This window comes from Micromonospora sp. NPDC050686 (assembly GCF_040654475.1).
In the GTDB taxonomy this organism is placed as follows: Bacteria; Actinomycetota; Actinomycetes; order Mycobacteriales; family Micromonosporaceae; genus Micromonospora.
On sequence record NZ_JBFAID010000059.1, the window covers coordinates 1 to 23,894 of the forward strand.

The following is a 23,894-nucleotide window of genomic DNA, read 5'->3' on the forward strand; positions in this document are numbered from 1 at the left end:
TTACATTCCGAACCCGGAAGCTAAGCCCTCCAGCGCCGATGGTACTGCACTCGGGAGGGTGTGGGAGAGTAGGACACCGCCGGACAAACATTCCATTCAGGGCCACCCCCAACACGGGGGTGGCCCTGAATGCATTCCCGGCGCAGACCCGCTGGGCGTCCGCCCGGCGCAGCCGGTCGACTGTGACGGCAACTCCAGGCGCCCGTCCGGCAAGGCAGCAACCGCCCCGAAGTTGCTGCCACATCCGCAAGGGGCGGCATCGCCGCGACGGCGTACGTGGGGAAAGCCCGGCGTCAGCGGGTCTGCATGCCCTCGCGCATCTGGCGGAACAGCGGCCCGGCGGCGTCCACGCCGCGGTCCGGAAACATGGCCATCACGGCGCTGCCGTGGTCGGCCCAGCCGCAGACCGCGAAGTCGCCGCCGTCGCCGCTGGTGGTGCCGCACTTCATCACCCCGCCGAGCCGTCCGGCGTCGACCTTGCGCAACCCGGTCACCCGGCCGGGCTCGTCCGCCATCAGGCGGAAGAGGCTGTCCAGGTCACGCTCCGGCTGCCAGAGCAGGGTGGTGCCGCCGAAGACGAGCACCGAGCGCCGCTGGTCGGCCGGGTCGCGGTAGACCGAGCCGAAGCTGCGGTCCAGCTCGATGTCGGCGGCGAACCCGCTGCGCAGGTAGTCGGCGGTGCTGCGGGCCGGCTCGCTGTCGTCCCGCTGGAGCCCGGCCAGCTGCGCCGGCGTCTCCACCCGGGTGTCCTTCTGCTGGAAGACCCGCCAGCCGGCGACGCCCGACGCCACCACCCCGGCGACGACGACGGCCGCGGCGACGCCCAGGGCCACCCGGCGACCCCGCGAGCGGGGGCGATCGGTCGCCTCGTCCGGGTCGTGGTTGCTCAGCCGGATCGGCTCGTCGGTCAGGTCGACCGGCTCGGGACCCCCGTCGACCGGACGCTCGGTGAGATGCGCGTCGGACATGTTCGCCACCGTACGCGAACAACCGATGGCGCACGTCGGGTCCGCCGAAGCGCTCCGTAGACTTTGAGCGTGACCGAGAGACTGGATGCCCGACGCCCCGACGCCCCGACCCTCGCCGGCCAGTACCAGCCCGGCGAGGTAGAGCAGCGACGGTACGAGCAGTGGGTAGCCGCCGGCCACTTCCGGGCGTCGGCGCAGAGCGACAAGCCCCCCTTCACCATCGTCATCCCGCCGCCGAACGTCACCGGCTCCCTGCACATGGGGCACGCGTTCGAGCACACCCTGATGGACGCACTGACCCGGCGTAAGAAGATGCAGGGCTTCGAGGCGCTCTGGCTGCCCGGCATGGACCACGCCGGCATCGCCACCCAGAACCTGGTCGAGCGGCAGCTCGCCGGCGAGGGGCTGTCCCGGCACGACCTGGGCCGGGAGAAGTTCGTCGAGCGGGTCTGGCAGTGGAAGGCCGAGTCCGGCGGGGCGATCCTCGGCCAGATGCGCCGCCTCGGGGACGCGGTCGACTGGGATCGCGAGCGTTTCACCATGGACGAGGGCCTGTCCCGGGCCGTGCAGACGATGTTCAAGAAGCTCTTCGACGACGGGCTGATCTACCGGGCGAACCGCATCATCAACTGGTGCCCGCGCTGCCTGACCGCGCTGTCGGACATCGAGGTGGAGCACACCGAGGACGACGGCGAGCTGGTCTCCATCCGGTACAGCGACGACGTGGTGGTGGCCACCACCCGGGCCGAGACCATGCTCGGCGACACCGCCGTGGCCGTGCACCCGGACGACGAGCGGTACCGGCACCTGATCGGCACGGAGGTGGCGGTGCCGCTCACCGACCGGCGGATCCCGATCGTCGGGGACGCGCACGTCGACCCGAGCTTCGGCACCGGCATGGTCAAGGTGACCCCGGCGCACGATGCGAACGACTTCGAGATCGGGCAGCGGCACGACCTGCCGTCGCTCACGATCATGGACGAGCGCGGCGTGATCACCGCGCCGGGCCCGTTCGAGGGCCTGGACCGGTACGAGGCCCGCCCGGCGATCGTGGCCGCGCTGCGCGAGCAGGGCCGGATCGTGGCCGAGAAGCGGCCGTACAAGCACTCGGTCGGGCACTGCTCGCGGTGCAAGACCACGGTCGAGCCCCGGCTGTCGTTGCAGTGGTTCGTCAACACCGGCCCGCTGGCCAAGGCTGCCGGTGACGCGGTGCGCGACGGCCGGGTGAAGATCGAGCCGGCGGAGCTGGCCAAGCGGTACTTCGCCTGGGTCGACAACATGCACGACTGGTGCATCTCCCGGCAGCTCTGGTGGGGCCACCGCATCCCCGTCTGGTACGGCCCGGACGGCGAGATCGTCTGCGTCGGACCTGATGAGGAACCGCCGAGCAGCTCCGGTGACGGCCAGGGCTGGCGGCAGGACGAGGACGTGCTGGACACCTGGTTCTCCAGCGGTCTCTGGCCGTTCTCCACCCTGGGCTGGCCGGAGCGGACCCCCGACCTGGCGAAGTTCTACCCGACCAGCGTCCTGGTGACCGGCTACGACATCCTGTTCTTCTGGGTCGCCCGGATGATGATGTTCGGCCTGTACGCGATGGACGGCGTGCAGCCGTTCGACGTGGTCGCCCTGCACGGCATGGTCCGCGACGAGCACGGCAAGAAAATGTCGAAGTCGTTCGGCAACGTGGTCGACCCGCTGGACTGGATCGACCGGTTCGGCGCCGACGCCACCCGGTTCACGCTGGCCCGCGGCGCCAACCCCGGTCAGGACGTGCCGGTCAGCGAGGAGTGGTGCCAGGGCTCCCGCAACTTCTGCAACAAGCTCTGGAACGCGACCCGGTTCGCGCTGCTCAACGGCGCGCACACCGACGGCCCGCTGCCGGAGGCGGCCGAGCTGTCGACCGTCGACCGGTGGATCCTGTCCCGGCTGGCACACGTCACCGCCGAGGTGGACGAGCAGTTCGAGGCGTACGAGTTCGCGAAGGTCTGCGACCTGCTGTACCACTTCGCCTGGGACGACGTCTGCGACTGGTACGTGGAGCTGAGCAAGCCGGTGCTGGCCGAGGGCGGCCCGGCCGCCGACGCCACCCGGCGGGTGCTCGGTCACGTGCTGGACCAGCTGCTGCGGCTGCTGCACCCGGTGATCCCGTTCGTCACCGACGAGCTGTGGACGGCGTTGACCGGGGGCGAGACGGCCATGACAGCGGCCTGGCCGGTCGCCGACCGTACCCTCGTCGACGACGCCGCGGAGGGCGAGGTCGGCACCCTCGCGCGGGTGGTCACCGAGATCCGGCGGTTCCGGTCCGACCAGGGGCTGCGGCCCACCCAGCGGGTGGCCGCCCGGCTGGACGGCCTGGCCGTGGCCGGCATCGCCGCACACGAGCCGCTGATCCGTTCGCTGGCCCGCCTCGACGCCGCTGGCGACGACTTCCAGGCCGGCGCCACCCTCGCCATGCCGGGCGAGGTCAGCGTCGCGCTGGACACCCGGGGCACCATCGACGTGGCCGCCGAACGGGCCCGGCTCACCAAGGACCGGGCGGCCGCCGAGAAGGAGGCCGCGCAGGCGCGGGCGAAGCTGGACAACCCGGCGTTCGTCGGCAAGGCCCCGGAGCACGTGGTTGCCAAGATCCGCGAACGGCTGGCGGTGGCCGAGGCGGACCTGGTCCGGATCGACGCCGCCCTGGGGGCGCTCGCATCGTGACCGACCGTACCGAATTCACCGAGGTGGAGGCCGCGCTCAACGCGCGCGGCTTCACCCGGATGCGCTTCGAGCTGGAGAAGATCGAGTCCCTGCTCGACCTGCTCGGCAGCCCGCAACGGGCGTACCCGTCGATCCACCTGACCGGGACCAACGGCAAGACCTCCACGGCCCGGATGATCGACTCGCTGTTGCGGGCGTTCGGGCTGCACACCGGCCGCTACACCAGCCCGCACCTGGAGACCGTCCGGGAGCGGATCAGCCTGGACGGCGACCCGGTGAGCGAGGAGCGGTTCGTGGCCACGTACCGGGAGATCGCGCCGCTGGCCGAGCTGGTCGACCAGCGCTCCGCCGAGCCGCTGACCTACTTCGACCTGACCACCGCGCTGGCGTTCGCCACGTTCGCCGACGCGCCGGTGGACGTGGCCGTGGTCGAGGTCGGTCTCGGTGGGGCGGAGGACGCCACCAACGTGATCCAGGCCGGGGTGGCGGTGCTCACCCCGATCGGGCTCGACCACACCGAGTGGCTCGGCGACACGCTCGAGGACATCGCGCTGCACAAGGCGGGCATCATCCACAAGGGGGCCACCGTGATCGCGGCGGCCCAGGAGGAGGAGGCCGCCCGGCCGATCGTGGAACGCTGCGCCGAGGTGGGCGCCACCATCGCCCGGGAGGGCGCCGAGTTCGGCGTGCTGCGCCGGGCGGTGGCCGTCGGCGGCCAGGTGCTCACCATCCAGGGCCTCGGCGGGGTGTACGAGGAGATCTTCGTACCGCTGCACGGCGCCCACCAGGCGCAGAACGCGGCCGTGGCGCTCGCCGCGGTGGAGGCGTTCCTCGGCGCGGGCGCGAAGCGTCAGCTCGACATCGAAGCCGTCCGGGAGGGCTTCTCGGCGACCAGTTCGCCGGGCCGGCTGGAGAAGGTACGGAGCGCGCCGACCGTCCTGCTCGACGGCGCGCACAACCCGCACGGGATGGCCGCCACGGTGACCGCCCTGCAGGAGGAGTTCGCGTTCAGCAAGCTGGTCGGCGTGCTCGCCGTGCTCGGCGACAAGGACGCCGCCAGCCTGCTGGAGTTGCTGGAACCGGTGCTGGACTCGCTGGTGGTCACCCGCAACACCTCGCCCCGGGCGATGCCCGTCGACGAGTTGGCCGCGCTGGCCCGGGAGGTCTTCGGGGCGGAGCGGGTGCAGATCGCCGAGGAGATGCCGGACGCCATCGAGGCCGCCGTCTCGGAGGCCGAGTCGGAGGTGCCGGGCGAGCTGGCCGGGGTCGGCGTACTGATCACCGGATCGGTGGTGACCGTGGCCGACGCCCGCCGGCTGCTCAAGCGATGACCGACCCGGGAGCCGGACGTCCCGGCGCCGGGAACCGCCCGGCCGACGGCCCGGCCGGCGGTTCGGCGCCGGGGACCGGCGATCCGGGCGGGGCGCGGCGGTCGGGGCTGCGCGACCCGGACCGGGCCGTACGCGGCCTCGGTGCGGGCACGCTCGCGCTGGAGGCGCTGGTGCTGCTGCTCGCCATCCAGCCGATCCGGGTGGTCGGCGGGGACCTGGGCGGCCCGGCCATCGCGGCGATCGTGGCGCTGGCCGTGGTGTGCGTGCTGCTGGCCGGCCAGATGAAGCGGCGGTGGGCGTGGCCGGCCGGCACCGCCGTGCAGGGCGTGCTGATGCTCTGCGGGCTGCTGCACTGGTCGCTGCTCGTGCTCGGGGTCATCTTCGCGCTGGTGTGGGGGTACGCCCTGCACGTGCGCCGGGTGATCCTCGGCTGAGCGTCTCGGTAACAGGTCAGGCGTCGGCGGTGAGGGCGCGCCACTCGGTCAGGGCGACGCCGTGGCCGTCCGGGTCGCGGAACGCCGCCGCCCATGCCTCCATCTTCGCGCCCCGGTTGACCACCCGCGGCGCGTACGTGAAGCGCACGCCGGCGTCGCGCAGCCGCTCGTACGCGCCCTGGATGTCGGCGACGTCCAGGTTGACGTGGACCAGCCGGCGGCTGATCGGCGCCGCGCCGCTGACCTGGCGCAGCACCAGCCGGGTGGGGCCGGAGACCAGCACGGCGTTGCCGGCCCCCCGGTCGAACTCCGCGAAGCCCAGCACGTCCCGATAGAACTCCACGGACCGGTCCAGCTCGGCCACGAGCAGGGTGATGCCGACCCCGTTGATCGGGGCAGCCGCCTCCACCGGCTCGCCGGCCGGGTCGTACCCGCCGAAGACCGCCTCGTCGAACTCCTCCGGGTCGGGCGTCGGCGGCCCGGCCGCCGGCTCGTCCAGCGGGACGTCGATCGGGTCGACCGGCACCGTGTCGAACCCCTCCTCGGCGGGCGGGCGCGGCGACGGGGCCCGTTTGGGCAGCGGGCCGGCGGGCGGCGGCTCGACGAGGAAGCCCTCCAGCACCACGGGTCCGCCCGGACGCTGGTGCACCACCACCGGCTCGCGCTCCTCGGGCCGCAGGGTGACCTCCTCCACCAGCGGGTCCGGGGCCGGCGGGTAGTCGTCGCGGAAGTCGTCCTCCGGCCCACGGCCGGCCCACGGCGGGGCCTCCTGCGTGATCAGCACCTCGTCCACCGGCTCGGTGGCCACGAAGTCGGCGGGAAGGTCTGCCGCGGCGGTGCTCTCGGCGTGGGTGGGCACCTCGTCCCAGAGGACCCGGACGTGGCGCGGGTCGTCCAGGGCCACCCGGATCGGCAGCGCCTGGCCGAGCGAGGGCCACTTCGCCACCGGCACCCGCGGCTCGATGATCTTCTTGGACCGGGGTGGCAGGCCGGGGGCGTCGATCACCAGTTGGAGCTCGCACCGGCCGAAGGCGTACTGGGTGGGCGGCTCGGAGGCACTGTGCACATGCCCGACGCCGACCACCCACGTCCGCCCGCCGCCCCGCACCGTGGCCAGCGCGATGGCCAGCACCAGCAGGGCCGCCCCGAGCGCGACGATCGCCCAGCTGGTCATCCCCAGCCCGAACAGCACCACGAAGGTCGCCACGGTGCCCAGCACCGCGCCGATCAGCTTGCGTACCGGCGCGATGGACCGGCTCCCGCCATTCGCCACAGTGGACCTCCCTGGGGTCAAGGCCAGGCTAGGCCGGAGCGGCAACGCTAGGGAAGGCGCAGCCGCCGCGCCGACGCCGGGGCCGGGTCGCTACGCTGACGGTACCCAGCCAGACCGGCTTCCGCGCACAGGAGGAACCCAGCGTGTCCAGCAGCAGCCCGGATGAGCGAACCCTCGTACTGATCAAGCCGGACGCGGTCCGCCGCGGCCTGGTGGGGGAGATCCTCGCCCGGTTCGAGCGCAAGGGCCTGCGGATCGACGCCTTGGAGGTCCGGACGCTGACCGGCGAGTTCGCCGACGAGCACTACGCGGAGCACGTCGAGAAGCCGTTCTATCCGCCGCTGAAGGCGTTCATGACGGGCGGCCCGCTGGTGGCCCTGGTGCTCGCCGGTGACGAGGTCATTGAGGTCGTCCGCGGCATGATCGGCAGCACCGACGGGCGCAAGGCCGCCGCCGGCACCATCCGGGGCGACCTGTCCCTGTCGAACCGGGAAAACCTGGTGCACGCCTCCGACTCGCTGGACAGCGCCAAGCGGGAGATCGCCCTCTGGTTCCCCGAGCTGGGCTGACTTCTTCCCCGACGGCCCCGGTTTCCCCGCGTGGGACCGGGGCCGTCGGTGTGCTCAGCCGCCGACCCGGGTCAGCTTGTCGGGGTTGCCGACCAGGTAGAGGTCGGTGATCCGGCCACCGGTGGCGGCGACACCGAGGGTGTAGCGGGCACCGGTCGGCCAGCTCAGCAGCAGTGCGGGCGCGCCGTTGAGTTCAACGGGCGTGGCCCGTACCCCGGGGCGGCGGCGGCCGTAGATCCCGGCGAAGAAGCGGGCGATCCGGTCCGCGCCGTGCACCGGCTTGCGGGCCGCGCGGATCCGTCCGCCGCCGTCGGACCAGGCGGTGGCGTCGGCCGCGACCAGGTCGGTCAGCCGGGCCAGGTCACCGTCGCGCGCGGCGGCGAGAAAGGCGTCGAGCAGCCGTCGCTGCTCGGCCGGACCCGCGGTGAAGCGCCGCCGCTCCGCGCCGAGCCGGGCCGCCGCGCGGTGGTGCAGCTGGCGGCAGTCCGCCGCCGACCGGTCCAGGATGTCGCCGATCTCCGCGTACGGCAGGGCGAAGGCGGTGTGCAGCACGTACACCGCCCGTTCCGGCGGGGTGAGCCGTTCCAGCAGGTGCAGCAGGGCGGTGGAGACCGTCTCCCGCAGCTCGGCGGTCTCCAGCGGCCCGAACGGCGACGGGTCGGTGGGCACCGGCTCGGGCAGCCACGGGCCGACGTACGTCTCCCGGGTGGCCTGCCGGGCGCGCAGCCGGTCCAGCGCCAGCCGGGTCACCACCCGGGACAGGTAGCGACGCGGCTCGGCGACCGCCCCCCGGTCGACGTCGAGCCACCGCAGGTACGCCTCCTGGAGCACGTCCTCGGCGTCGTGCAGGCTGCCCAGCAGCCGGTACGCCAACCCGAGCAGCATCGGCCGGTGCGCGGTGAGCGCACCGGCCGCCTCCGCCGCCTCGGCGGTGGTCACACCTCGAGGGGTGGCTCGGTCCGGCTGCTGATCACGATCCGGTTCCACACGTTGATTGTGGCGATCGCGACCACGAGGTCGGCGAGCTCCTTCTCCGACCAGACCTTCGCCGCGGCGTCCCACACCTCGTCGGACACGCCGTGCTCGCCCAGCCGGGTGACCGCGTCGGTCAGGGCCAGCGCGGTCCGCTCCCGCTCGTCGAAGAACGGGGCCTCCCGCCAGGCCGCCACGGCGAAGAGCCGCCGGCTGTCCTCCCCGGCGCCCAGCGCCTCCCGGCTGTGCATGTCCACGCAGAACGCGCAGCCGTTGAGCATCGACGCCCGCAGCTTCACCAGTTCCAGCACGGTGTGGTCCAGGTTGCCCCGGATGTAGGTCTCCAGCCCGCGCACCGCGGCGTACGCCTCCGGCGCCACCGCTGCCAGGTTGATCCGGCTCATCGCCGCCTCCTCGTGTCGTGGGTACGCCCGAACGACGGATCCCGGCCGGGCCGGTGTGACGGCGCGGGCTGTGACGGTGGTCATGCCCCGACCCGCCGATCGGCTGTCAGGAGGGGTCCCGGAGGGCTCCCTTCCTTTCCCGAATGCGATAAGAAGGGCCCCCGCCTTACCTCCCCGGATACTCGGAGGCGGGCGGGGTGGGGGTCGAGTACGCTGGACGGCACACAGGCGACGACCCGGCCATCACCGGCGAGCCTCCGGAAGAACGGCCGGGTGACCGGCTCAGTAGAACCGGACGGGACTGGCCCGTCACAGCCGGCCAACGAGCGGGCGGTCGCACCTTGACCGCCAAGCGGGGTGGTACCGCGGGCCTGCCCGGGGCGCCGGTCACGGCGTACCGGTCACGGCTCGTCCTCGCAGACCACAGGACAGTGAGCTGCTGAGGAGAGCGACCCGCGATGGCCTATCCGTTGCACGACCCGACCGCCGCCGGCGTCCCGGCGAGCCCGGACCTGCCCGCGGTCGAGCGGCGGGTGCTGGAGCACTGGACGGCCGACAAGACCTTCGAGGCCAGCGTCGAGGCCAGGCCGACCTCCGGTCGGCAACCGGAGAGCACGGACTCCGCCGATGGCGACGCCGGCAACGAGTACGTCTTCTACGACGGCCCGCCGTTCGCCAACGGCCTGCCGCACTACGGCCACCTGTTCACCGGGTACGTCAAGGATGTGGTGCCGCGCTACCAGACCATGCGCGGCAGGCACGTCGAGCGGCGGTTCGGCTGGGACTGTCACGGGCTGCCGGCCGAGGTGGTGGCCGAGAAGCAGCTCGGCATCACCAGCAAGGCGGAGATCCTCGACCTGGGCGTGGCCCGGTTCAACGAGGCCTGCCGCAGCAGTGTGCTGGAGTTCACCCAGGACTGGGAGCGGTACGTCACCCGGCAGGCCCGCTGGGTCGACTTCGCCAACGACTACAAGACGCTCGACCTGGACTACATGGAAAGCGTCATGTGGGCCTTCAAGACCCTGCACGACAAGGGCCTGGTCTACGAGGGCTTCCGGGTGCTGGCGTACTGCTGGCGGTGCGAGACCCCGCTGTCGAACACCGAGACCCGGATGGACGACGTCTACCGGGACCGGCACGACCCGACGCTGACGGTGTGGTTCGAGCTGACCGGCGACGAGTCCGCGCCGGAACTGGTCCGCGGGCCGGTCAAGCTGGGCGTCTGGACCACCACGCCGTGGACGCTGCCGTCGAACCTGGCGCTCGCCGTCGGCCCGGACATCGAGTACGCGGTGCTGGAGCGCGACGGCCGACGCCACGTGGTCGGCGCGGCCCGGCTCGGGGCGTACGCCAAGGAGCTGGAGGGGTACGAGCAGGTCGGCACGGTGTACGGCCGGGACCTGGTCGGGCGCCGGTACACGCCGCTGTTCGACTTCCTGGTCGAGCAGGCCGGGGAGAACGCCTACCAGGTGCTCGGCGCGGAGTTCGTCACCACCGAGGACGGCACCGGGATCGTCCACCTGGCCCCGGCGTTCGGTGAGGACGACCAGAACGTCTGCAACGCGGCCGGCATCCCGACCATCGTCACCGTGGACGACCACACCCGGTTCACCGCGCTGGTCCCGCCGTACGCCGGTGAGCAGGTCTTCGACGTCAACAAGCCGGTGATCCGGGAGCTGAAGGAGCGGGGGGTGGTGCTCAAGCAGGACACCTACACCCACTCGTACCCGCACTGCTGGCGCTGCGACACCCCGCTGGTCTACAAGGCGGTGTCGTCGTGGTTCGTCGCGGTGACGCAGTTCAAGGACCGGATGGTCGAGCTGAACCAGCAGATCAACTGGACCCCGGGGCACATCAAGGACGGCTCGTTCGGCAAGTGGCTGGCCAACGCCCGGGACTGGTCGATCAGCCGGAACCGGTTCTGGGGCTCGCCGATCCCGGTGTGGCGCTCCGACGACCCGACCTACCCCCGGGTCGACGTGTACGGCTCGCTGGAGCAGATCGAGCGGGACTTCGGCGTACGCCTGACCGACCTGCACCGGCCGGCGGTGGACGACCTGGTCCGTCCCAACCCGGACGACCCGACGGGGCGCTCGATGATGCGCCGGGTGCCGGAGGTGCTGGACTGCTGGTTCGAGTCCGGCTCGATGCCGTTCGCCCAGGTGCACTACCCGTTCGAGAACCGCGACTGGTTCGAGCACCACTACCCGGGTGACTTCATCGTCGAGTACATCGGGCAGACGCGCGGCTGGTTCTACACCATGCACGTGCTGGCCACCGCGCTGTTCGACCGGCCGGCGTTCCGCAACTGCCTCAGCCACGGCATCCTGCTCGGCTCGGACGGGCGCAAGATGTCCAAGAGCCTGCGCAACTACCCGGACGTGTACCACGTCTTCGACTCGTACGGCTCGGACGCGATGCGCTGGATGCTGATGTCCTCGCCGGTGCTGCGCGGCGGGGACATGGCGGTCAGCGAGGCGGGCATCCGGGACGCGGTGCGGCAGGTGCTGCTGCCGCTGTGGAACGTCTGGTACTTCTTCTCGCTCTACGCCAACGCCGACGGGTACACCGCCCGGCGGCGGGTCGACAGCACCCACCTGCTCGACCGGTACGTGCTGGCGAAGACGAACGAGCTGGTGGCGACGGTCGGCGCGCAGATGGACGCGTACGACATCTCCGGTGCGTGCGGGTCCGTCCGGTCCTACCTGGACGCGCTGACCAACTGGTACGTGCGTCGCTCGCGGGACCGGTTCTGGGCCGGCGACGCGGAGGCGTTCGACACGCTGTGGACGGTGCTGGAGACGCTCTGCCGGGTGGTGGCGCCGCTGGCGCCGCTGACCGCGGAGGAGATCTGGCGCGGCCTCACCGGCGAGCGGTCGGTGCACCTGACCGACTGGCCGTCGGCGGACGAGTTCCCGGCCGACCACGACCTGGTCGCCGCGATGGACAACGTGCGGGCGGTCGCCTCGGCGACGCTGTCGCTGCGCAAGGCGAAGGGGCTGCGGGTCCGGCTGCCGCTGGCCGGGCTGACCGTGGCCTCGCCGGCCGCCGCCCAGCTGCGTCCCTTCGCCGACCTGGTCGCCGACGAGGTCAACGTGAAGGCGGTGGAGTTCACCGACGAGGTGGCGAACTACTGCCAGCAGGTGCTGACCGTGGTGCCCCGGGCGCTCGGCCCGCGGGTCGGCAAGGCGGTGCAGCAGGTGATCAAGGCGGTCAAGGCGGGGGAGTGGGAGCTGCGCGACGGCGCCCCGGTCGCCGCCGGGGTCACCCTCGCCGAGGGCGAGTACGAGCTGCGCCTGGTCGCCGCCGACGCCGAGCACTCCGCGCCGCTGCCCGGCGGCGAGGGCGTGGTCGTGCTGGACACCCGGGTCACCCCGGAGTTGGCCGCCGAGGGGCTGGCCCGGGACGTGGTCCGGGTGGTGCAGCAGGCCCGCCGCGACGCCGACCTGGACGTCTCGGACCGGATCGCGGTCACCGTGGCCGCCCCGACCGAGGTGCGGGACGCGGTCAGCGGCTTCTCGTCCTTCGTGGCCCGGGAGGTGCTCGCCGACTCGGTCGAGTTCGCCGACGAGGTGGCGGGCTTCACCGGCGAGGTGGGCGAGGGCGAGCGGGTGACGGTCGCCGTCCGCCGGGTATGAGATGTGAGGAGGGGCCCCCTGTTAACGCATTCGATACAGGAGGGGGGCTCCTCCCAACCGCCACGCACCGGGCCGGCGGGCCACCGCGTCCGTGCGGTGTGAGGGCGTCCGCTACCGTGACACCGCCTGTTTCGCGTACGACCGCCGGAGGACAAGTGCCCCTGCTCTACACCATCGGCAAGCTCACCGTGGCGCCCGCGCTCCGGCTGGCCTTCCGTCCGCACGTGGAGGGGTTGGAGCACATCCCGGCGACCGGCGGCGCCATCTTCGCCAGCAACCACCTCTCGGTCGCCGACGAGCTGCTGCTCGGCACCGTGGTCCCCCGGCACCTGGCCTTCTGGGCGAAGTCGGAGTACTTCTCGGGCACCGGGCTCAAGGGCGGCTTCTCGAAGTTCGTGCTCACCGGGTTGGGGGCGATCCCGGTCGAACGCGGGGGAGGCCGGGCGGCGCTGTCCGCGTTCGACGCGGCCATCCCGGTGCTCAAGGCCGGCGACCTGGTGGCCGTCTACCCGGAGGGCACCCGCTCCCCGGACGGGCGCCTCTACCGGGGACGGACCGGGGCGGCCCGGCTGGCGGTGGCCGCCGGTGTGCCGATCATCCCGGTCGGGGTGACCGGCACCGACAAGGCTCAGCCGATCGGCACGCGGGTGCCCCGGCCGGGCAAGGCCAAGATCAGCATCAGGTTCGGCAAGCCGCTGGACTTCACCGGCCGGCCCGACGACCGCACGTCGCTGCGGGAGATGACCGACGAGATGATGGCCGAGATCCAGAAGATCACCGGGCAGGAGTACGTGCCCCGCTACGCCCCGAAGCGCGGCGAGGAGCCGGCGGCCTGAGCCGTCACGGCGGGTCGTTGCCTGCCGGTGGAAGACACGCCGGCGGAAGACCGCCTTCGACTCGATCAGCAGGACCGGCTGCTTCCGGTCGTCGAGGAAGTGCGGCCCCAACTGATCGGCGAAGAGCCACCGCCGGGCCATGCCCCGATTGTCGCCCTTGCACCCGTTCTGGGCCGGCGAAGGGCGAACATCGGCGGGCTCGGGCCGGGCGTCAGGAGCCGTCGGGCGTCACGATCTGCCCGCGCATCCGGTCCAGCAGGGCCGCGCTGTCGTTTAGCGACAGCCGGGTGAACACGCCGGTGGCCAGGCTGCCGTGGTCCACCGAGGTGCAGACCACCACCGCCGCGCCGTCGTCCCGGCCCACCGCGCAGCGCTCGTGCCGGCCGCGCACGCCGGTGTCCACCGGCACCGCGGCGGCGAGCGCGTACCGCTCGGTGAGGCGGGTCATTTCGTCGTCCGCGTCCGACTCCGGGCTGAGCCGGATGCCGGTGCCACCGAACACCGTCACCCGCTTGCCCTCCGGCGTGCTGTAGACGCCGGCGAAGGTGTCCTCGGTCAGCAGGCTGGACCGGCGTACCTCGGCCTCCAGCTCGCGGACCGCGGCCCGGCTGGCCGGATCGTCCCGCAACCGCAGGCCGGCCACCTGGTCGGGCAGGGCCGCGCTGGCCGGGTACTGGGTGGAGAGCGGCTGCGCCCACCACAGCGGCAGCCCGCAGCAGCAGGCCACGCTGAGCAGCAGAATCCAGGGCCAGCGCCGCCGGCGGCGGACCGGCACCGGGACGTACCCCTTGGGGGCCTGCCAGCCCGGTGGCGGGGTGACCGGCTGCGGGGCGGCCCGGCGGCGCTGCTTGGGCGGCCGGGGCGACGCGGGCGGTGGCGGCGCCGGCCGGGGCGGCGACACCGGGGCCGCCGGCGGAAAGCCGCCGGACGGCGGCGCGGGCGCCAGGTGGGCGTGCGCGGGCGCCACGTGCGGTGGCGCGGGCGCCGGGTGCGCGGGCGCCGGGGCGACCGGGTGCGCGGGGTACGGGGGAGTGTGCGGCTGGGGGTGGGCGAGCGTCGGCGGCAGCGCTGGGAAGTCGGTCGACGGCAGCTCCCAGCCGCCGGTGTCGGCACCGGCCCACGGGTCCACCGGTACCTGGGTCTCGGGGGAGGCCGCCGGCGGGGCCGGGGTCGGTTCGGCCGACTCACCCCAGCCGCGCTTGCGCGGCGGCGGCGGTGGCACGACCGCGGAACCGCTCCACCGGGGCGGCTGCGGATGCGTCTCCACCCGGGTGGGCTCCGGCCCGCCGGGCGCGGCGGCCGTCGCGTCGGCCCGGTCGGCCCGGGTGGGCTCCGGCCCGCCGGGCGCGGCGGCCGTCGCGTCGGCCCGGTCGGCCCGGGTCGGCTCCGGCTCGCCGGCCGGCGTTCCCGGGCCGGCCGGGGACCCGGGGGCGGGGTCCGGGGACCCGGGGGCGGGCTCCGGGGACACGGGGGCGTCGGCCGGGGGTACGGGGGTGGTGGGCGGCTCGTCGGTGACCGCCGGATCCGGGTTCCCGCCCGTGGCCGGGGCACCCTGGTCGGCCGGCCGGTCTGCTCCCGGCTGCGGCTCCGGCATCGCGGCAATCTCCTCTCGCGCCAGCCTGCGAGGTTAGTACCGGCCCGCCACTGCCGCCGAATCCGCTGGTCCGCGCGGGCAGTCCCGGTGAGCCGGTGAACGGTCGGCCGGCGGGTGCGGCAATGCGGTGCGCCGTGATGGGCGGCGGAACAGCGCGTACCCTTGGCCACCATGAGTGCCCCGTCCACGACGCCACGCCCCGCCGCGGCCAACTCCGTGTGGCCCCGGCTGGAGCCGCTGCTGCCCCAGGTGACCAAGCCCATCCAGTACGTCGGCGGTGAGCTGGGCGCGGTGGTCAAGGACTGGGACGCGGCGACCGTCCGGTGGGCGCTGATGTATCCCGACGCGTACGAGGTGGGCCTGCCCAACCAGGGCGTGCAGATCCTCTACGAGGTCCTCAACGAGCTGCCGGACGTGCTGGCCGAGCGGACGTACGCGGTCTGGCCGGACCTGGAGAAGCTGATGCGCGCGCACGGCGTGCCACAGTTCACCGTCGACGCGCACCGCTCGGTGCGTGACTTCGACGTGTTTGGCGTCTCCTTCTCCACCGAGCTGGGCTACACCAACCTGCTCACCGCGATCGACCTGGCCGGCATCCCGCTGCTGGCGGCCGACCGCACCGACGCCGACCCGGTGATCGTGGCCGGCGGGCACGCCGCGTTCAACCCGGAGCCGATCGCCGACTTCGTCGACGCCGCCGTACTGGGCGACGGCGAGGAGGCCGTGCTGGAGATCACGCAGATCGTCCGGGAGTGGAAGGCGGAGGGCTCGCCCGGCGGCCGGGACGAACTGCTGCTGCGGCTGGCCCGCACCGAGAGCGTCTACGTGCCGCGCTTCTACGACGTGGACTACCTGCCCGACGGCCGGATCCAGCGGGTCGTGCCGAACCGCCCGGACGTGCCGTTCCGGGTGCACAAGCGCACGACGATGGACCTGGACGCCTGGCCGTACCCGAAGAAGCCCCTGGTCCCGCTGGCCGAGACGGTGCACGAGCGGTACGCGGTGGAGATCTTCCGGGGCTGCACCCGGGGCTGCCGGTTCTGCCAGGCCGGCATGATCACCCGCCCCGTGCGGGAGCGCTCGATCACCACGGTGGGGCAGATGGTGCAGCAGGGGCTGGAGTTCTCCGGCTTCCACGAGGTGGGCCTGCTGTCGCTGTCGTCGGCCGACCACTCCGAGATCGGCGACATGTGCTCCGGCCTGGCCCAGCAGTACGAGGGCACCAACGTCTCGCTGTCGCTGCCGTCGACCCGGGTGGACGCGTTCAACATCGACCTGGCGCAGGAGTTGTCCCGCAACGGCCGGCGTACCGGTCTGACCTTCGCCCCGGAGGGCGGGTCGGAGCGGATCCGCAAGGTCATCAACAAGATGGTGTCGAAGGAAGACCTGATCCGGACCGTCGTCACCGCATACACCAACGGCTGGCGGCAGGTGAAGCTCTACTTCATGTGCGGCCTGCCCACCGAGACCGACGAGGACGTCCTCGAGATCGCCGACATGGCGCACGAGGTGATCCGGGCCGGTCGGGCCGCCACCGGTTCCAAGGACGTCCGCTGCACCGTCTCCATCGGTGGCTTCGTGCCGAAGCCGCACACCCCGTTCCAGTGGGCGTCGATGGCGCGGCCGGAGGTCATCGACGGCCGGCTCAAGCTGCTCAAGCAGGCCATCAACGCCGACCGTTCACTGGGCCGGGCGATCGGCTTCCGCTACCACGACGGCGAGCCGTCGCTGATCGAGGGCCTGCTGTCCCGCGGTGATCGCCGGGTCGGCGCGGTGATCCGCCGGGTCTGGGAGAACGGCGGCCGGTTCGACGGCTGGAGCGAGCACTTCTCGTACCAGCGCTGGGTGGACGCCGCCGCCGAGGTGCTGCCCTCCTTCGGGGTGGACCTCGACTGGTACACCACCCGCGAGCGCGAGGAGTTGGAGGTCCTGCCCTGGGACCACCTCGACTCGGGCCTGGACAAGGACTGGCTCTGGCAGGACTGGCAGGACTCACTGTCGGAGTACGAGCAGGACGACTGCCGGTGGACCCCGTGCTTCGACTGCGGCGTCTGCCCGTCGATGGACACCGAGATCCAGATCGGCCCGACCGGCCGGAAGTTGCTGCCGCTGACCCCGGTCAACGGCATGAAGGTGCCCACCGGCGCCCAGCAGTAACGGCGGGTACGGGGCGCCGGCGACCGACGGTCGCCGGCGCCCCGTCGACTCCGCGCCCTCGGGGCCCCACCGCCCGGACGGCGGTCGCTACAGTGCCTCCACGGTGGACCGCCCCGGCGGTCCGGCACACGGGGGAGAACTGGACATGGTGACAGGACGGCGGAGAGCCGCCGGGCACGACGGCGGGCGGGCGACGTCGGGCCGGCTCCGGCGGGCCGGGGCCGCGCTGGCCGCGCTGGTCGCGGTACTGGCCGTGGCCGAGCCGGCCGGGGCGACGCCGGGCGGCCGGGACGAGCAGTGGTACCTCGACGAGTTGCGCATCGAGCGGGTGCACCAGCTCTCGACCGGCCGGGGCGTGGTCGTCGGCGTGGTGGACACCGGCGTCGACGCCACCCACCCGGACCTCGCCGGCCGGATCCTGCCCGGGGGCCGGAGCGACGGGTTCTCGGGTGACGGGCGGGCCGACGAGGGCGGGCACGGCACCCACATGGCCGCCATCATCGTGGGCCGCGGCAAGCGGCCCGGCGGGGTGGTGGGCGTCGCCCCGGACGCCCGCGTCCTGCCGATCCGGCACAGCAAGGGCACCAGGAAGAACGACATCAGCCATCGCGCGTCGGCCGCCGGCATCCGGATGGCGGTCGACCGCGGCGCCACGGTCGTCAACCTGTCGTACGGCGGGGCGGGGGCGGCCGGCGCGGAGGAGGAGAGCGCGATCCGGTACGCGCTCGCCCAGGACGTGGTGGTGGTCGCCGCCGCCGGGAACACGAGCCGGGGTGACGTCAGCGTCAACAGTCCGGCCAACATCCCCGGCGTGATCGCGGTGACCGGGACGACCCGGGGCGGGCGCTTCTGGTCGGGCTCGGTGCAGGGGCCGGAGGCGGTGGTGGCAGCCCCCGGCGACGCCATCTACACCGCCGGGCGGGACCACGGCTACGGCTGGGGCGACGGCACCTCCGACGCCAGCGCGATCGTCTCCGGCGTGGCGGCGCTGATCCGCGCCCGGCATCCCGAGCTGGACGCGCCGAACGTGATCAACCGGATCATCCGTACCGCCCGGGACGCCGGCCCGGAGGGCCGGGACCCGCAGTACGGCTTCGGCCTGATCGACCCGGTCGCGGCGCTGACCGCGGACGTGCCCACGGTCACCGCCAACCCGCTGCTCGACGCGGTCGAGGGCAGCGCCGCCCCGAGCGCCGCCGAGGACGACGACGGCGACTTCGACGTCACCATGTACGGCGACCGGGGCGGCCCCACCGACCAGCAGGTCATGATCATCGGCATCGGCCTCGCCGTGGTGCTGGTGATCCTGCTGGGGCTGGCGATCTTCCTGCTCTGGAACCGGCGCCGGGCCCGCCGCGAGGCGACCCGGGAGGTGCTCGACGAGTTGATCGACCGGACCGGCGTCCCGGCCGGTCACCTGCCGCCGCCGGGCTACGGTCCGCCGCCGGGGCACGGTCCGCCGCCGGGCTACGGACCGCCGGCGGGCTACCCGCCGCCGGGCTACCCGCCCGGCCCGGCGTACGGGCCGCCGCCCGGCGTCGTGCCCTCCCAGGCCGGCCCGCCGGCCGTCTTCCCGCCCCCGCCCGGATACGGTCCGCCGCCGGGCTACCCGCCCGTCCCGGCCCACGCCCCGCCACCCGGCGTCGCGCCGCCTCCGGCCGGTCCGCCGGTGCCGTCCCAGGCCGGCCCGCCGGTGTCGCTGTCGCCCGGCCCGGTGCCGCCCGGTCGGCCACCGGTGCCACCGGGCCACCCGCCAGCGGGGTGGGCGCCGGCCGGCCAGCGGCCCGTGGACCGCGACGGGCCCTGACCGCCACGGCCGGCCGGTCGCCACCCGGGGTGGGGGACCGACCTCGCCGCCCGGCGCGTGCCCGCCGCCAAGCGGCGAACCGGTCGCGGTGGCAGCCGGAGCTGTCTGCGACCCTCCGGGGGGCGCTCCGGGCCGCCCCGGCTGGCCGCCCCGGTGGACGCTGCGTCAGGATGGGGCGGACACGCAGCCAGCACCCGAGGAGCTCACGATCGCCAGAAAGCCTCAACCCGAGGGCGGGCAGGCCCCGGTCGTCCAGCGCGTCCGGATCCGGTACGCCAAGCGCGGGCCGTTGCGGTTCACCTCACACCGGGACTTCGCCCGGGCCTTCGAGCGCGCGCTACGCCGGGCCGGCGTGCCGATGGCCTTCTCCCAGGGCTTCACCCCGCACCCCAAGATCTCCTACGCCTCGGCCGCCCCCACCGGAGTGGCCAGCGAGGCGGAGTACCTCGAGATCGGCCTGCGTGCGGAGGTCGACCCGGGCGAGCTGCGGGCCGCCCTGGACGCCGCGCTGTCGCCGGGCCTGGACGTGCTGGACGCGGTGGTCGCCACCGGCGGCAGTCTCGCCGACCGGATCGAGGCCTCACGCTGGCGCATCGAGCTGCCCGAGGTCGACCCGGCCGTGCTGGAACGGGCGGTTTCCGCCTTTCTGGCCGCCGACGAGGTACGCGTCGAGCGGATGACCAAGCAGGGCCGGCGCGCGTTCGACGCGCGAGCCGCCGTGACGAGCATCGATGTGATGCCTGCCGTGGGCCCGCCTTCCGGGGCCCCGGCGGTGTCATGTGCGATACTCGAAATGGTCGTGCGGCAGGTCACCCCGTCCGTACGGCCCGATGACGTCCTATCCGGCCTCCGTGCGGTGGCCGACCTGGAGCCGCCGGTACCACCCAGGGTGATCCGGCTGGCACAGGGCACGGTGACCGCGCATGGGGCGATCGTGGATCCGTTGGAAGCGGACCGCGACGGGGCAGCCATCGGATGAGGGCTGGCCGACGGCCAGCGCTCTAGGCAGGCAGACTTCGACGGTCGCGCACGCGCCCGGCGGAAACACCTTTGCGGCAACCCTGCGTGGCAGCGCTCACCCGCGCCCGGGGCGGCCAGAACTGGAGAACGTCCATGCTCGAGAACGAGCCCGAGGGCGGCGAACGGACCGGCGCACAGCCGGTCGGCGAGTTCGCCGAAGGCACCACCGAGAACAGCGCCCCGGCCGCGCCGCGCCGACGGGCCACCCGACGCCGGGCCGCGCCGCTGAACCAGCCGGAGCAGACCGAGGCGCCGGCCGAGGCGCCCGGCACCGCCGCGTCCGCGACCGACGAGTCGCACCAGGCCGAGGTCGTCGCCCCGGTCGCCGGTGAGCTGGAGACTCCGCCCAAGACCACCCGGCGCCGCCGGAAGGCCACCCCGGCCAAGGCGGCCGAGGAGCCGGTCGTCGCCACCGGCGTCGAGGAGGGCTCCGCCGAGCTCGTACCGCCGGTCAAGGTGACCCGGACGCGCCGCAAGAAGGCCACGGCCCCGGCCGCCGCCGAGCCGGCCGCCGCCGAGCCGGGTGAGGCCGAGCCGGGTGAGGCGACGCCCGTCGTGGAGTCCGTCACCGAGGCGCCCGCCGAGGCCGCGACCACGGAGCCCGAGCCGACCGACCAGGCGGTGGCCGAACCCGCCGACGAGGAGGCGGTCGAGCCCGCCGACGGGACCACGCCCGCGGTCGAGGGTCTGACCGGTGAGGTCGCCGCCGCGGCCGAGGCACCCACCGGGGAGGTGGCCCCCGGGGCCGCCGTCCCGGGCGCCGCCGAGCCGGCCGCCGAGCCGGCGCCGCGTACCCGGCGCCGCCGCGCCGCGCTCACCGCGCCCACCGTGCTCTTCATGGCCCCGCAGCCGGACGAGATCCAGGTCGTCAGCCTGCCGGCCGCTGAGCCGGCCGCCGAGGAGCCCGCCGAGCCGACCCGGCGGCGCCGTCGGGGCCGCCGGGAGACCGACCAGGTGGAGGCGGTCGAGCCGACCGAGGAGGTCGAGGAGATCGAGGAGCCCACCGCCGCGGCCGAGCAGGTCGACGAGGTGGAGACCGAGGACGAGGACGAGGACGAAGCCAGCGCCCGCCGCCGCCGGCGCCGGGGCCGGCGTGGTCGTGGCCGAGGCAAGGGCGGGGCCGACGAGGCCGACGACGAGGCCGAGGAGGGCGTCCGCGCCGAGGCCGAGGAGGACGCCGAGGCGGAGGAGACCGACGAGGGCGACGAGGGCGAGGGCGACGGGATGACCCGCCGCCGCCGTCGGCGCCGCCGCCGGGGCGCGGGTGACGTCGAGGCGGGCGCCGACGACGGCGTACCCACCGTGGTCAAGATCCGCGAGCCGCGCAAGGTCGCCGACGAGGTGCAGGGGGTCTCCGGCTCGACCCGGCTGGAGGCCAAGCGCCAGCGCCGCCGGGACGGCCGCGAGCAGCGACGGACCCGGCCGCCGATCCTCAGCGAGTCGGAGTTCCTGGCCCGCCGGGAGGCGGTGGACCGGGTGATGGCCGTACGGCAGCGCGGCGACCGGACCCAGATCGCCGTCCTGGAGGACGGTGTGCTGGTGGAGCACTACGTGACCCGCAACTCGTCGGCCACCATGGCGGGCAACGTCTACCTGGGCAAGGTGCAGAACGTGCTGCCCAGCATGGAGGCGGCCTTCGTCGACATCGGCCGCGGCCGCAACGCCGTGCTGTACGCGGGCGAGGTGAACTGGGACACCACCGGCCTGGAGGGCCGGGCGCGCTCGATCGAGCAGGCGCTGAAGTCCGGCGACTCGGTGCTGGTGCAGGTCACCAAGGACCCGATCGGGCACAAGGGCGCCCGGCTGACCAGCCACGTCGCCCTCTCCGGGCGGCACCTGGTCTACGTGCCGAACGGCAACGCCTCCGGCATCAGCCGCAAGCTGCCGGACACCGAGCGCAAGCGGCTGCGGGACATCCTCAAGAAGCTGGTGCCGGACGGCGCCGGGGTGATCGTCCGGACCGCCGCCGAGGGGGCGAGCGAGGACGAGCTGGCCCGCGACGTCAAGCGCCTCCAGGCCCAGTGGGAGGACATCCAGGCCAAGGCGACCGAGGGCGGTGCCCCGGTGCTGCTGTACGCCGAGCCCGACCTGGTCATCCGGGTGGTCCGGGACCTCTTCAACGAGGATTTCCGGGAACTGGTGATCGAGGGCGACGAGGCGTACTCGGTGGTCGACTCGTACCTGTCGCACGTCTCGCCGGACCTGGTCGAGCGGCTGCGCCGGCACGTCGGCACCACCGACGTCTTCGCCGAGTACCGGATCGACGAGCAGATCCTCAAGGGGCTGGACCGTAAGGTCTTCCTGCCGTCCGGCGGCTCGCTGGTGATCGACCGTACCGAGGCGATGACCGTCATCGACGTCAACACCGGCAAGTACACCGGCTCCGGCGGCAACCTGGAGGAGACGGTCACCCGCAACAATCTGGAGGCGGCCGAGGAGATCGTCCGGCAGCTGCGGTTGCGCGACCTCGGCGGCATCGTGGTGATCGACTTCATCGACATGGTGCTGGAGTCGAACCGGGAACTGGTGCTGCGCCGGCTCACCGAGTGCCTCGGCCGGGACCGGACCAAGCACCAGGTCACCGAGATCACCTCGCTCGGCCTGGTGCAGATGACCCGCAAGCGGATCGGCGCCGGCCTGCTGGAGGCGTTCAGCGAGACCTGCGAGTGCTGCAAGGGTCGCGGCGTGATCATCCACACCGAGCCGGTGCCGGAGAAGAAGTCCGGTGGCGCGGGGGAGAAGGTCAAGGCGGTGGCCACGGCCGCCCCCGCCATCGAGCCCGCCGCCGGCTCGTCCCGCCGTCGGGGCCGCAAGGCGGCGACCGCGGACCGAGGCGCGGAGCCGGCCGCCGCCGAGCCGGCCGCCGAGGCCGGCGCGGAGCAGCCGGAGCGCACCGTGGTGGAGACCACCGACGCCACCGGCGAGGACTACTACGACACCATGGGCTACGACCTGTCCCGGTACGCGGCGGATACGCCGGCCGCGCCGGCGGTCGTGGACAGCCAGCAGGGCGAGTCGGCCCGGCTGGCCGGGGCGGACGACCCGGACGCGCTCGGCGACGCCGAGGACGAGGCCGCCGAGTCTGCCGGCGGGCGTCGCCGGTCCCGCCGGGGCGGGGCGCGGCGGCGTACCCGGCCCTGAGTGGCGGTTCACGCGGGGACGGGGGTCCCTCCCGATCGGGAGGGACCCCCGCCCGGCGTTCGCGCGGGGCGCTGCCGTGGAGTGTGCCGAGGGCAGCACTCCTCGGGCGCTGGCCAGGGCGCCCGCCGTCGGGGCGGTGGGCCGGTTTGGGTGCCGGGGCACCGATGGCGTACGCTGTCTTGCGGTGCACTTTTGTGTGCCGAGTTCCCGCGTGCCCGCGCCGCCGGCGTCACGGCCCGGCGTCACGGCCCAGGGTCGTGTCCCGATCCGGCGTCATGGCACGGCGTCACGGCCCGGTGTCACCGTTCCGGTGTCACCGCCGCCCGGCGAGCCGCCGTGGGAACGACCGGCCGGTAACGGTCGGAAAAAGACGCTAGCAGCCTCAACGACAGGGAGTCCGCCTCCGATGTACGCGATCGTCAAGACCGGCGGCAAGCAGTACAAGGTCGCCGAGGGCGACGTGATCGAGGTCGAGAAGCTCACCGGTGCTCCCGGTGACGCGGTGAAGCTCACCGCGGTGCTCCTCGTCGACGGTGACGACCTGGTGACCGACGCGGCGAAGCTCGCCAAGGTCTCGGTGGCCGGCGAGATCGCCGCGCACACCAAGGGCCCGAAGATCCGGATCCACAAGTTCAAGAACAAGACCGGCTACCACAAGCGCCAGGGTCACCGCCAGCCGCTGACCCAGGTGAAGGTGACCGGCATCTCCAACAGCGGGAAGTAGGTCGTCCTCCAATGGCTCACAAAAAGGGTGCGTCCAGCTCGCGTAACGGCCGTGACTCCGCGGCCCAGCGGCTCGGCGTGAAGCGCTTCGGTGGTCAGGTCGTCAGCGCGGGTGAGATCCTCATCCGTCAGCGTGGCACCAAGTTCCACCCCGGTGACCTGGTTGGCCGCGGCGGCGACGACACGCTCTTCGCCCTGGCTGCCGGTGCGGTCCAGTTCGGCACCAAGCGCGGTCGCAAGACCGTCAGCATCGTGCCGCAGCAGTAGTTCTCCGGCGCAGGCGGGCCGCGGACCTCGGGTCCCGGCCCGCTTCGTCTTTTCGCGTGC

17 protein-coding genes are annotated in these 23,894 nt (G+C 73.5%); 12 read left to right on the forward strand and 5 right to left on the reverse strand.

From position 1 onward, the window contains the following. Positions 1-293: 293 nt before the first annotated feature. Positions 294-968 (reverse strand): hypothetical protein, encoded by a 675-nt coding sequence (locus tag AB0H57_RS27610; protein WP_357511367.1) that lies wholly within the window; start codon positions 966-968, stop codon positions 294-296. 69 nt (positions 969-1,037) lie between these two features. On the opposite strand from AB0H57_RS27610, the gene AB0H57_RS27615 reads away from it, so the two are divergent. Genes AB0H57_RS27615 through AB0H57_RS27625 form a run of 3 tightly spaced genes read left to right on the forward strand, consistent with a single transcriptional unit; the run spans position 1,038 to position 5,433 of the window. Then, complete coding sequence (locus AB0H57_RS27615; RefSeq protein WP_357511369.1) at positions 1,038-3,668, forward strand: valine--tRNA ligase; 2,631 nt, start codon at positions 1,038-1,040, stop codon at positions 3,666-3,668. After that, the gene (locus AB0H57_RS27620; protein WP_357511371.1) at positions 3,665-4,999 is read left to right on the forward strand and encodes a folylpolyglutamate synthase/dihydrofolate synthase family protein; all 1,335 of its coding nucleotides are present in this window, start codon (positions 3,665-3,667) and stop codon (positions 4,997-4,999) included. Before AB0H57_RS27615 ends, AB0H57_RS27620 begins: the two co-directional genes overlap by 4 nt. After that, positions 4,996-5,433 carry a DUF4233 domain-containing protein gene (locus tag AB0H57_RS27625; protein WP_357511373.1) on the forward strand — a complete coding sequence of 146 codons (438 nt, stop codon included), beginning with the start codon at positions 4,996-4,998 and terminating at the stop codon, positions 5,431-5,433. The genes AB0H57_RS27620 and AB0H57_RS27625 overlap by 4 nt, the downstream gene beginning before the upstream one ends. Positions 5,434-5,449: 16 nt before the next feature. Here the strand turns inward: AB0H57_RS27625 and AB0H57_RS27630 are convergent, their stop codons facing one another. Further along, positions 5,450-6,706, reverse strand: coding sequence for a VOC family protein (locus AB0H57_RS27630; protein WP_357511375.1), 1,257 nt, complete (start codon positions 6,704-6,706; stop codon positions 5,450-5,452). Between the two features lie 143 nt (positions 6,707-6,849). Between AB0H57_RS27630 and ndk the strand changes: the two genes are divergently transcribed. Beyond that, complete coding sequence (ndk, locus tag AB0H57_RS27635) at positions 6,850-7,275, forward strand: nucleoside-diphosphate kinase (RefSeq protein ID WP_357511377.1); 426 nt, start codon at positions 6,850-6,852, stop codon at positions 7,273-7,275. 54 nt (positions 7,276-7,329) lie between these two features. Here the strand turns inward: ndk and sigJ are convergent, their stop codons facing one another. Both sigJ and AB0H57_RS27645 read right to left on the reverse strand, forming a co-directional pair. Continuing rightward, entirely contained in the window at positions 7,330-8,214 is an 885-nt protein-coding gene (gene sigJ / locus AB0H57_RS27640) for an RNA polymerase sigma factor SigJ (RefSeq protein WP_357511379.1), read from the reverse strand. Then, positions 8,211-8,651, reverse strand: coding sequence for a carboxymuconolactone decarboxylase family protein (locus tag AB0H57_RS27645; protein WP_357511381.1), 441 nt, complete (start codon positions 8,649-8,651; stop codon positions 8,211-8,213). Before AB0H57_RS27645 ends, sigJ begins: the two co-directional genes overlap by 4 nt. Positions 8,652-9,109: 458 nt before the next feature. Here AB0H57_RS27645 and ileS point away from each other — a divergent pair, with 458 nt between their 5' ends. Next, positions 9,110-12,289 (forward strand): isoleucine--tRNA ligase, encoded by a 3,180-nt coding sequence (gene ileS / locus AB0H57_RS27650; RefSeq protein WP_357511383.1) that lies wholly within the window; start codon positions 9,110-9,112, stop codon positions 12,287-12,289. 155 nt (positions 12,290-12,444) lie between these two features. After that, positions 12,445-13,125: a lysophospholipid acyltransferase family protein gene (locus AB0H57_RS27655; RefSeq protein WP_357511385.1), complete on the forward strand. Its 681-nt coding sequence runs from the start codon at positions 12,445-12,447 to the stop codon at positions 13,123-13,125. Positions 13,126-13,336: 211 nt separating this feature from the next. On the opposite strand, the gene AB0H57_RS27660 is transcribed toward AB0H57_RS27655, so the two are convergent. Beyond that, a complete protein-coding gene (locus AB0H57_RS27660) occupies positions 13,337-14,719 on the reverse strand; it encodes a hypothetical protein (RefSeq protein ID WP_357511387.1) in 1,383 nt (460 codons plus the stop codon). Positions 14,720-14,890: 171 nt separating this feature from the next. On the opposite strand from AB0H57_RS27660, the gene AB0H57_RS27665 reads away from it, so the two are divergent. The 6 genes from AB0H57_RS27665 to rpmA all read left to right on the forward strand — a co-directional run bounded on the left by AB0H57_RS27665 (position 14,891) and on the right by rpmA (position 23,834). Continuing rightward, entirely contained in the window at positions 14,891-16,876 is a 1,986-nt protein-coding gene (locus AB0H57_RS27665; RefSeq protein ID WP_357511389.1) for a TIGR03960 family B12-binding radical SAM protein, read from the forward strand. Positions 16,877-17,021: 145 nt separating this feature from the next. Further along, positions 17,022-18,683, forward strand: coding sequence for a type VII secretion-associated serine protease mycosin (gene mycP / locus AB0H57_RS27670; protein WP_357511391.1), 1,662 nt, complete (start codon positions 17,022-17,024; stop codon positions 18,681-18,683). 265 nt (positions 18,684-18,948) lie between these two features. Then, positions 18,949-19,662: a TIGR03936 family radical SAM-associated protein gene (locus AB0H57_RS27675; protein WP_357511428.1), complete on the forward strand. Its 714-nt coding sequence runs from the start codon at positions 18,949-18,951 to the stop codon at positions 19,660-19,662. A 134-nt stretch (positions 19,663-19,796) separates the two neighbouring features. Continuing rightward, positions 19,797-22,844: an Rne/Rng family ribonuclease gene (locus AB0H57_RS27680; RefSeq protein ID WP_357511392.1), complete on the forward strand. Its 3,048-nt coding sequence runs from the start codon at positions 19,797-19,799 to the stop codon at positions 22,842-22,844. A 406-nt stretch (positions 22,845-23,250) separates the two neighbouring features. Then, the gene (gene rplU, locus AB0H57_RS27685) at positions 23,251-23,568 is read left to right on the forward strand and encodes a 50S ribosomal protein L21 (protein WP_357511394.1); all 318 of its coding nucleotides are present in this window, start codon (positions 23,251-23,253) and stop codon (positions 23,566-23,568) included. A gap of 11 nt (positions 23,569-23,579) precedes the next feature. Beyond that, entirely contained in the window at positions 23,580-23,834 is a 255-nt protein-coding gene (rpmA, locus tag AB0H57_RS27690; RefSeq protein ID WP_088975624.1) for a 50S ribosomal protein L27, read from the forward strand. Positions 23,835-23,894: the final 60 nt, after the last annotated feature.